Source organism: Pedobacter agri PB92, from assembly GCF_000258495.1.
Taxonomy (GTDB): domain Bacteria; phylum Bacteroidota; class Bacteroidia; order Sphingobacteriales; family Sphingobacteriaceae; genus Pedobacter; species Pedobacter agri.
In genome coordinates this window covers 1-11161 of the sequence record NZ_AJLG01000166.1, presented here as the reverse complement: position 1 = coordinate 11161, position 11161 = coordinate 1, and the positions used below count along the sequence as shown (strand labels likewise).

Sequence of the window (11161 nt, the reverse complement as noted above, 5' to 3'; positions counted from 1 at the left end):
TTTTTAAGTCATATTTCGGTTAGTTTGGTACAATTAATTTGTTGTTTTGCACTTCCGTTGCTGAAATTGGCCAGATATATCCGGCGGTGTTAAATGGAATTGCTGGTGCAGTACCTTGAGGACCACTTTTTGCTGCAAAACCAAGCCCTAATCTCATCACATCAGGAGATCTGAAACCTTCACCTAACAATTCAATTCTTCTTTCGGTAAGAATAGTATTTTTAAGGTTTGCAGGTAAAAGATCAGTAGCCGGAAATATATAAGTTGGGTTTGAGCGCTGTCTAACCGCGTTTAATAAAGCGATAGAACGGGTAGGATCACTTACTACAGTGGCCTCTGCCAGGTTTAATAATACTTCAGCATACCTGATTACCGGAATGTAATCTGTATATGGAGAAGGTCTTTTAAACTTAGTTAAATAAGTATTGGCACCTACTGCCTGGGTTAACCCTTTTCTGGCATCAGTTGATGCCGCAGCGAAGGCGGCATTCCCAAATATACCTGCTGTATTTAAGAAGTATTCCTGGTTCCCGCCGGCACTCTCTACATTATAATAGTATGCCAGTTGATTTTGTGTTCCCGGCGCATCTAATTCTGTCATTGGAAACGACAGGAGCGCTTCAGGCCCAACATAACTTCCACCAAATACGCTAGCAATACTGGTCTCCAATCGGTTCGCCACACCGGTTGTTGCCGAGAATGGAGCTGTAGCAGTTACAATTTTGTTGGCTTCAGTAACCACCGAAGCTAAATTTCCCATTGATAGATACACACGCGTTTTTAATGCAATAGCGGTATTTCTTGATGCTCTGGTGGCTGTCAGCGTTAAAGCCAGATCAGGCTCTGCTTCATTCAAATCTTTTAATATTTGTGTATAAACCTCTGCAACAGTACTTCTCTTTAAATCATTACCGGTTAAATCTTTCTCCGCTCTTAATCTTAACGGCACACCCAGGCTTGCGCCATTATCCGTAATGTATGGCTTAGCATAAAGCTGCAAAAGGCTATAATAGGAAAGTGCCCGCATTACTTTTGCTTCAGCAATATATTGTTTTGATAATGCAGGTGTTAAAATTGCTGCATTGGCCGTAATGCCTTCCATAACTAAATTGGCACGATTGATTGCGGCATAAATTGCGCCCCATAAGTTGGTCACCTCACTGGTATTTGATACCAGATTGAAACGCCAGGTTTCTAAGTTCGTTACCCCATTGGGTTTATTTACAATAAATTCTTCGCCACGGATGTCGTTATACACTAAATAACGTCCTCCATAAAAGTTGCCATTCTTTACCCCTGCATAAACGCCTCGAAGTTCAGAAAGGATACGATCCGGATTAGAAAATGCCTCTTCCGTTGGTAATGATGTTTGTGGTGCTGTTTCTAAAAAATCCTTTTTGCAAGCGGTTGTAAATAGCAACGGCGCTGCAACAAAAAGATATTTTATTTTATTATTTATATTAATTTTCATGATGTTCTAATTTTTAAAATCCAACATTAATACCAAAAGTGAACGTTCTTGCTGATGGCACGGAGTTTCTGTCAACACCCGGCGCTAAACTGCCGCTGTTGCCGGCTGCAGTAGAGTTACCATTTACCGAAACCTCAGGATCTGGACCTGGATAGTTCGAAATGATCCATAAGTTACTCGATTGTGCATAAACCCTCACATTTGAAATTCCATATTTATTTAAAAACGGTTTAGGGAGCGTATATCCCAAGGCCAGGTTACGCACCTTTAAAAAGTTACCTGAGAATACATTTTGCGATTGCGCAAAGGCCGAACCATTTGACACGTTGTCATTGTAAACCACACGAGGGATGTCGGTAACTTGACCTGGAGTAGTCCACCTGTCCATCATTCCGGCTTCATTATTCCAGAAACGTTGATCGCGTAGCCCTGCCAGTGATCCGTAATAAACCTTATTACCACCTGAGAAAGTTAAGCCAAGCACTAAATCGAATGCTTTGTAACGGAAGTTATTGTCTAAACCACCAAACCATTTTGGAATGGCCTGACCAGTGATGGTTGCATCAAGGGCGGCATCAATTGCCGGAGCGTTTTGCCCTGCATTTGGTCCGTCTAAGTATTGGTAGCGGGCAGCTGCAGCTCTTTGGAAACTGAATCTCAATTTTTGACCAAATCTGTTCACAAAAATACGCTCTCCTGTAGCTGGATCAACACCTGCAGTTGGAACGGTATAAATGGAACCAATCGGATAACCTACACGCGTAATATTAGCTGTTTCCAACTGTGTAACACCAAATAAATCAGCATTGTTATTACCCAACGCCGTTACTTCATTTTTTAATGTGCTTAAGGTAAAAGAAGTTGACCAAGAAAAGTCATCATTTTCGATATTTCTTGAGTTGATTGCAAACTCAAATCCTTTATTATACATTCTACCTACGTTTGTGGTAATTGTATTTCCAGGGATACCTTTAGAAGGAGCCTGAGGTGCGTTCTGAACCAGATTGTCGATATTGTTATGGTAATAATCAACATCTAATGAGAAGCGACCACCTAAAAACTCCAGGTTCACACCTACATCTGCTTTTTTACTGGTTTCCCAGGTTAAGTTCGGGTTACCTGCCTGGTTGAAAGATAAAGCTGCATCGCTACCGTACAAGCCAGGGCTGTATAAATACAATGCCGGATAATTTCCGATATTGATGTTACCCACCTCACCATAACTACCACGAATTTTAACGCGTGTTAATATTTTGCTGATTCCAGATTCTTTATAGAAATTTTCTTCAGAAAGTGCCCAACCTGCTGATGCACCACCGAAGTTACCGTATTTGTTTCCTGCAGATAGACCAGAGTAACCATCACGACGGAATGAACCTGTTAAATAATATTTCTTTTTGTAATCATAGTTTACGCTTCCAAAAAATGAACGGAAGGCGTTATCAAACTGCACCAGGTTGGCTGGAGTAATTGTTCCGAATGAACCTTGATACACTTCGATAAATGGATCGATCACATTTTGGCGGGTTGCACCATAACCGTATGATTTGGTATACTGATCTTCAGCACCGATAAATGCACCAACGGTGTGGTCGCCAAAAGTATTGGCATAATTTAAGGTATTAGCCCAGTTCCATCTGCTGTTTTTTACAAAGTTACTGGTTGCACCGCCGTTATATGCAAATCCATCACCCTGTAAACGGTTTACAAATACATTGTTATCCAGTTTCAAATTATCAATACTATAATTGGTTTTAAAAGTTAAACCCTTTAGGATCTGAACAGAAACATATCCGTTAGCAATTAAACGATCGCTTTCAGACGTATTTTTATCCGAATTAACCAGCACCGCCGCATTAGGATAATTTGATGCAATTAAGTTTGCACCCAAGCCAATTGCTGAACCGGCTACATTATATGAACCATCTTCATTAAATGGAGAAACGTTCGGAGGCAATACAAATGCTAAACGACCTAAACCACCTGTATTAAAAGATGATCCTGGAAGTGAACCGGTATTGGGTGCACGATTCAGCGTATTGCTGTATGAGAAATTTGTTCCAATGGTTACATTTTTAAACAATTTATGATCTAAGTTCACGCGGCCATTCTTTCTTTCGAATGAGTTGTTAATGATGAAACCTTCTTGATTACTATAACCTAATGAAACAAAGTATGAAGTTTTTTCACTTGCGCCAGAGAAATTCAGGGCATGGTTATGAGAGGTTGCCGTTCTGTAAGCATAATCATACCAGTTGGTTTCTACCTGTGTACCATCAGAACGGGTTTGTAAAAAGAATGCAGGAGCCAAGCCAATGTTGGTTCTGGCCTCATTTTTAATTTGAACATATTCTGCAGCATTCAATAAAGGATTTAGATTTTGAGCTTTAGATGAACCCACCCATCCTTCATAATTTACCTTGGTAACACCTTGCTTACCTTTTTTAGTAGTAATTACCACTACACCATTTGCTGCTCTTGAACCATAGATGGCCGAAGAAGCTGCATCTTTTAAGATATCAATAGATTCAATGTCAGCAGGGTTAATATCGCCTAAAGCATTACCTGCAGCACTATTGCTTGACTGATCGCCTGTAAATACAGGAATACCATCCACAATAATTAATGGATAAGAACTTAAAGAGATCGAATTTACACCTCGAACCCTGAAAACAGGAGGATTATTTAACAAACCATTTGGCTGAATAATATTCACCCCGGCTGCTTTACCTGCCAATGCCTGTTCAAAACTTTGCACCGGTTGGTTTTTCAATTTCTCACCACTTACACTGGCAATAGATCCGGTAACATCTCTTTTGGCCTGGGTGGTATAACCGGTTACGACTACATCAGATAAGGTTTTGGAATCGCCTGTTAATGCTACATTAAGTACATTTCCTGATCCAATCGGGCGTGTTTGCGTGGTGAATCCAATATAAGAGAATTCCAAAGCAGTAGCCTGCGAAGTGATTCTGAGTGAATATTTACCATCTGCAGTGGTTGTGGTTCCGCCAGCTGCACCTTTGATTTTTACACTTACACCAGGAAGCGGTAATCCATCTTCCTTCCCTGTAACTGTTCCAGTGATTGTTCTTTCCTGAGCCATAGCACTCCCGGCTATAAACAGTAAAATGAACAAACTTTGTAGAAGTTTTTTCATAAAAATTTATTGTTTAGTTAATTAATGATTTCCCGAATATAAAATTTAACATCGTGTAATGCAAATATTACAAAACGAAAAATATAGTTAATTTTTGGAAAAGTGGGCTAAATATCATTTTATGCAAGAAAATAGATTATAAATTTTAATTTATTGAAAGCGAAAAATTCAAGAAATCGAAATTGAAGGTTAGTTTTAATACGGCATACTGCATTCTCTTAAAAAATCGTGTTTAATTTTTTTTACATCATACAGAATTTAGAAAATATTCAGAAATAAAAGATAATTAATGAATATAAAGCACTGTTAAGCTCACTTTTTCTCCGCTTCTCTATATGTTCTGACCACATTGAGGGAAGTTTTGGAATTTAAACGCATAAAAAAAGAGGTTACCTTTCGGCAACCTCTTTTGATAATGTAAAAATTAAGTGATGTTATGGATTTTGTGGCCCAATGTTTGGATTTCCGTTAAACTCATCACGAGGGATTAAGAATAAGAATCTTGGATCGCCTGCCGGAATTTGCAACACGTTGGCAACAGATGTAGCTACAAAATTAGGAACATTTGCAGTAGTTCTGTCTAACGGTAAATTCAGACGTTTCAAATCCAGGTATCTGAAACCTTCACCCCAAAGTTCCACTCTACGGTTCACCATGATTTCAGTAATTAAGGCATCACCTGTTTTAGTGCTTTTCACAGCGCTTAAATCTCTCTTGGAAACCAAGGCAAATAAAGCTGTTTGTGCTAGCGCATCTTGTGTACTTCTTGCATAGGCTTCAGCTAAAATTAAATGCATCTCAGCAGATCTCATCCAAGGCACATCGCCCAATGATGGATCACCTACTGCTTTAACAGAAAACTTTCTTGACATGTATGCTCTTCTCACAAACGTAGCTAAAGGCAAAGGAAAGTTAGCTGCAGTAGGAGATGGCTCCCACATTTTCTTTCTTACATCAGTTGCAGAAATTTGATCGTATAACGCAGAGTTGATCATTTTAGGCGTACCTCTCTGATAACTTGAATTCGCGTTGTAAGCGATCTGAGCATAGAAAGATCCGAAAGTATCACCTTGTTCAGTAGTTGGATTTGAACCCCACATGTATTCTGATAAGTTAATATTGTTGAAACCTGTTTGGTAATCAGCCTGACTCATTAATGGAAATAAATTTCCATCAATTACCTCTTTAGCATATTTAATTGCTGTTGGGTAATCTTGCATGGTTAAAGCCACTCTGGCTCTTAGACCTTTAGCCACCCAAACACCTGCGTGTGTTTTGTTCGCTACAGCTGTTGCATTTAAAGCAATAGCAGCATCTAGATCAGCCGTAATCGCAGCATAAATAGCTTCAACACTTACTCTAGGCATTTTGGTATCCGTAGATTTAAGTAAAAGCGGTACCGCTAACTGATTGTTTGGCTTTGCAGCTGCATTATATCTTGTTCCGTAAAATTGAACCAAATAAGAGTAAGCATAAGCTCTTAAGGTTAAAGCCTCTGCTTTAATTCTCGATTTTTCAGCAGCAGTTCCTTCAGCAGCGTCAATGTTATCTATGATGTAGTTTGCATTACCAATCATTCTAAAGAATGTACGGTAATAATATAGATTACTTGCGGCATTATCTGTACGGGCGGCTAAATAATTTCCCTCACCAGTAGAGGTAAACCATGTGGCAGCTGCTTGATGCAAATCTTCGCCCATGAAATCTATACCTAGAAGAATACCGGCAACACCTGGTTTTCCTTGCGCATTACTTGTTGTTTCTTGAGTTCTTTCGAACATGTAACGATAGATACCATTTAAAGCTACATTAGCATTTGCGGTAGTCAAAAATATTGAGGTATTGTCAACTCTATCTGTTGGTTGTGTTTGTAGATATTCTTTTTTACAGCCTGACCCGCCCAAAATCATTGAAGCTAAAATCGCCGAGTAAATTATCTTTTTCATATCTGTTTGATATTTTTAATTAAATTTTAGAAAGAAGCATTTAAACCTACACTTAAAATCCTTGCTTGAGGATAAACTGTAGTATTTGTTCCATCAAATGACTCTGAAGGATTCAAACCTTTTCTTTTCGAGAATAAATGTAAATTCTCTCCAGTTACAAATAATCTCGCATTACTTACGTCAATTTTCTTCAACCAGTTTTGTGGCAAGCTATATGACAAATTAACATTACGAATAGCAAGGTAAGACGCATCAATTAACCATCTTGTTGAAGTAGCGTTGATATTTGCAGAGTTACCAAAATCAGCTCTTGGAATGCTACTTGTTGTGTTTGACTGTGTCCATGCACCCAAAAGATCTTTATGTAATGCAGAACCATATGAACCTGTACTCATTAAACCCTGATAGTTGCTATCATAGAATTTACCACCAATTTGGTAATTTACTAAAACTGATAAACTTAAGTTTTTATAAGAGAATGAATTGGTGAATGAACCTAATAAATCAGGAATAGCAGATCCGGAACGATCAAACAAAGCATTTGACTGATTGATGGTATATTCTACTCCATTTACGATCCTTTTATTTGCAGCGGCAATGGTTTGAGTTGGATCAGGAATATATAAGGCTGCACCATCAGTTGGATCAACACCTGCATATTGTCTTAACCAGAATTGGTAATAATCATATCCAACTTCACGTCTTTTTGTACCACTTACGAGTTGAGGGGTTTCAGCTGGCAATTTGGTAACCTTGTTTTTAAGGAATGTCCAGTTTGTTACTAAGTTCCAGGTGAAATCCTGAGTTCTCACCACATCTGCACCTAATAAAATCTCTACACCTGAATTGTACATGGCACCGATATTTTGGTTGATACTTCTTACTGGATCTGAAACTGGTTGAGGTACACTAAATAGTAGGTTGTCTACTGTTTTCTTGAAAAACTCCACCTCACCGTATAATCTTCTTTTAAATAACGAGAAGTTAACGCCTGCATTAAAAGTATTTTGAGATTCCCATCTTAATAAAGGATTTGCAGCAGAAGTTAAAAGTGCTCCAGGTTCTGTACCATTATTCCAGCCTAAATCGTAAAATGCTCTATCTGCATAGTACTCACTATTATTATTGCTATTTAAGATTGCGTTGTTACCAACCTGACCATAAGAAGCTTTTAATCTTAAATCATCAATCCAGTTAACATCTGTTAAGAAGTCTTTGTTGATTGACCAAGAAGCACCTAATGAGAAGAAAGTTCCCCAACGAGAATCAGGACTAAATCTTGAAGATCCATCACGTCTTAGTGAAGCATCAAAGAAATATTTTTGCTTGTAGTTATATCCTGCTTTTGAGAAAAATGATTCAATACGATCATTATCTGCCTGGCCACCTGAACTATTTGCTGTTACAAAATTCGCAAATTCTGTGTTGCCTTGCAAAATTAAACCAGTTCTGCTTGCATTGAAAGTACGGTAGTTATAGTCGTAGTTTTCATGACCAACCAAAGCAGAAACAGTGTGATCTCCAAAAGTTTTGTTATAGTTTAAAATTTGATTAAACGTGTACGACCTGATAGTGTTGTTAGTTTGTTGTTTGTAACCATTTTGCGTAACACCATCTCCTACTGTTGGATTCCAATATGTACTACCGTTGTTATTTCTTAGATCGATGCTGAAAGTTGGTACAAAAGTGAAATCTTTCAGAAATCTGATTTCTACATAACTTCTTGCGCTAACCTGACTTCTTCTGGTTAAATACTCATTTAATAAAGTTTCGTAAACTACGTGTCTGCCTGGTGAAGCGCCTTGAGGACGTGCAACAGCACCTGGGTGATTTCCGTAATCATACCATTGTTCGCCAGTTAGCGGGTTCATAATCGGCTGGCCAGCTGCATTGAAAGCACGCACAGGGTAAATTGGACCAATACCTCTTGTAAAAGAGAAAGCATTAACAAAACTATTAGCGCTACCAGTAAACGAATCGTTAGCAGTGTTAGCAGTTGTCATCGAGCCAGAGATATTTAAACCTGTTTTTAACCAAGACTTAACTTGAGAATTAACATTAATACGGGCATTGAAACGCTGAAAGTCAGATTTAATATTGAAACCCTGATCATTCAAATATCCCATTGAAACGAAGAAATCAGATTTCTCAGTTTTTCCAGAAAAGTTTAAGTTGGCATCTGTTCTTTTTCCTTGTCTTTTTAATGGCATCGTACCAATCAAAATTGTCATACAACAAAGAAGCGTTAGGATTAATTTTACCATCTGTACCAACGATTTGACCACCAGGAACATTAAATGGGTTATAAACCAAGTTAGTAAAAACATCGGCTGATGCTCTTGTAGATGCTGCCGCTTCAGATAATGCAGGACTCGCATTATACATCAGATTGTTTTTAATTCCTTGCCAAACTAAAGGATAGTATTCGTATGCATTTACGCGATCGTATTCAGGAATACCTCTCTCAGAAAAACCTTGTACAACATTTGCATTGATTGTTGGTTGAGATGACTTACCACGTTTTGTAGTAATGATGACCACACCATTAGCACCTCTTGAACCGTATAAAGCAGAAGATGATGCATCTTTCAACACGGAAATACTTTCGATATCATTTTGATTGATATCACCAATACTTCCATCGTATACCGAACCATCTACCACATACAATGGTGCGTTAGATGCAGAGAAAGATCCAAAACCACGAATCCTGATTGTAGGTGTACTACCTGGCTGACCGTTAGATGCACCAACACTAATACCTGGAGCAGAACCCTGTAAAGCTGCAGCAACGTTGGTCACCGTTCTGGTTTCCAAATCTTTAGCGGTTAAGTTAGATACTGAACCCGTAATTGCTTCTTTCTTTTGTGTTCCGTAAGCTACTACCACTACATCACTTAGTGTTTTTGAGTCTGTTGCTAAGCCAACATTCACCACATTTGATGATGTAATATTAACGGTTTTGGTTACATAGCCTAAATAAGAAAATTGAATTGCGGTTGTAGTAGATGTAATTCGGATAGAATACTTACCATCACCACCGGTTGCGACTACACCTTGTGAGCCGATTAATTTTACACTAACACCCGGAAGTGGGAAACCCTCTTCTGTTGACGTTACTGTACCAGTGATTGTTCGGTCTTGAGCCATTGCATTAAATGCGACAAACAAAAGCACGAACAAACTTTGTAAAAGTTTTTTCATGAATTTAAATTAGTTGTTTGATTAATAATATTTAAGGCTCCTAATTTAAGACATATCTCTTTGTAATTCAAATATTACAGAAGAAAATTAAGTTAACTTTAAAAATAAAGACCGTTATGACATTGTTATTACGAACTTAGATTAGATGAAATTATTAAACTACCTTTCAATTAATAAAAAAAAAGGTTCTCAACTTTCGTCAAGAACCTTTTTGAAACTGTTTTTAAGATTTAATTTACCAACCTGGATTTTGGACCAAGTTTGGATTTAAAATGATGTCATTTGTTGGCAATCCCCAAATAAATTTAGGATCGGACGCCGAAATAGTTAAACCTGTAAATCCTGTTGAATTTTGAACAGCCGCAGTAACTTGTGCAGTTCCTCTGGTAAAGCCCAATCCCCACCGTTTTAAATCAAATAAGTGGAAACCGTCAAAATTTAATTCACGGGTACGTTCAGCTCTAACTTCATTAATTAAGGCTGTTCCAGTCAAGCCTGAAAGTGCAGTCAATCCACGAGCAGTACGTAATGCATTTAAGGCAGTTAAGGCATTACCGCTTTGACTTAAGTTAGCCGCAGCTTCAGCAGCAATTGCATAAACCTCACCTATACGAAAAATCTTATTAGAGTTTTGATAATTAGTATATTGTGTAGTAAATAATGCTGGATTACCAGGAAATTTATTAACCAACCATACATTTGGATAATTTATACCTTGCATGCGAATAAGTTTTTGTTCAAAATAAACACCTTTTCTAAAGTCTGCCGCATCGTAACTATCTACAACTGTCTGTGTTGGAATAAAATCAGGAGCAAAGAAGCCAGCTGCACCATTCAAGCCCAAATATATTGCGTTTGTATTTACAGTTTCGGCTAATGTTGCATTAATCCGCATGATATCTTCCTGTGTTGCGTCTATAGACCAATAAGATTTTAATCCTGCAGCGGTAGTGTAAAGTGGATAACGTCCAGATGAAATTAGCGTATTTGCAGCATCGTAAGCGCCTTGCCAATCTTGCATATCTAATTTAACTCTAGCTTCTAATGCCAAAACAGCATCTGGAGTAAAATATCTTGCCCCCCTAATATTAGCTCTTTTAGTATTTAGAGATTTAGCATATGCTAAATCTGCCAAAATCTGATCATATGTAGCTTTTACTGTTGCCCTTGCAGGTTTCGCTGCCAAATCAAACTCAGTAACCAATGGAATACCTAAATCGCTTGCAGCGGTAGCCGGATTATACGCCTTTGCAAATCTTTTTACTAATTCATGAAAGTAGTACGCTCTAGCCATTCTAGCATCAGCTTTATAAGTATTTAAACTATCAGTTTGTGCACCAGCAGAAGCCTGTATTTGCTCGTAACCTTTAGTGTGTACGT

At 38.1% G+C, this 11161-nt stretch carries 6 protein-coding genes; all 6 read right to left on the bottom strand.

All coding sequences use genetic code 11. From position 1 onward, the window contains the following. Nucleotides 1-19: 19 nt before the first annotated feature. The gene (locus tag ON09_RS19085) at nucleotides 20-1471 is read right to left on the bottom strand and encodes a RagB/SusD family nutrient uptake outer membrane protein (RefSeq protein WP_010602668.1); all 1452 of its coding nucleotides are present in this window, start codon (nucleotides 1469-1471) and stop codon (nucleotides 20-22) included. A gap of 13 nt (nucleotides 1472-1484) precedes the next feature. Continuing rightward, a complete protein-coding gene (locus ON09_RS19080) occupies nucleotides 1485-4631 on the bottom strand; it encodes a SusC/RagA family TonB-linked outer membrane protein (RefSeq protein WP_010602667.1) in 3147 nt (1048 codons plus the stop codon). Nucleotides 4632-5065: 434 nt separating this feature from the next. Next, nucleotides 5066-6577: a RagB/SusD family nutrient uptake outer membrane protein gene (locus ON09_RS19075; protein WP_010602666.1), complete on the bottom strand. Its 1512-nt coding sequence runs from the start codon at nucleotides 6575-6577 to the stop codon at nucleotides 5066-5068. 26 nt (nucleotides 6578-6603) lie between these two features. Beyond that, nucleotides 6604-8808: a SusC/RagA family TonB-linked outer membrane protein gene (locus tag ON09_RS19070; protein ID WP_157259007.1), complete on the bottom strand. Its 2205-nt coding sequence runs from the start codon at nucleotides 8806-8808 to the stop codon at nucleotides 6604-6606. After that, nucleotides 8726-9781: a TonB-dependent receptor plug domain-containing protein gene (locus tag ON09_RS24440; RefSeq protein WP_051010237.1), complete on the bottom strand. Its 1056-nt coding sequence runs from the start codon at nucleotides 9779-9781 to the stop codon at nucleotides 8726-8728. The genes ON09_RS19070 and ON09_RS24440 overlap by 83 nt, the downstream gene beginning before the upstream one ends. A 235-nt stretch (nucleotides 9782-10016) precedes the next feature. Then, on the bottom strand, nucleotides 10017-11161 hold a 1145-nt coding region (locus tag ON09_RS19065), incomplete at its 5' end, for a RagB/SusD family nutrient uptake outer membrane protein (RefSeq protein WP_010602665.1).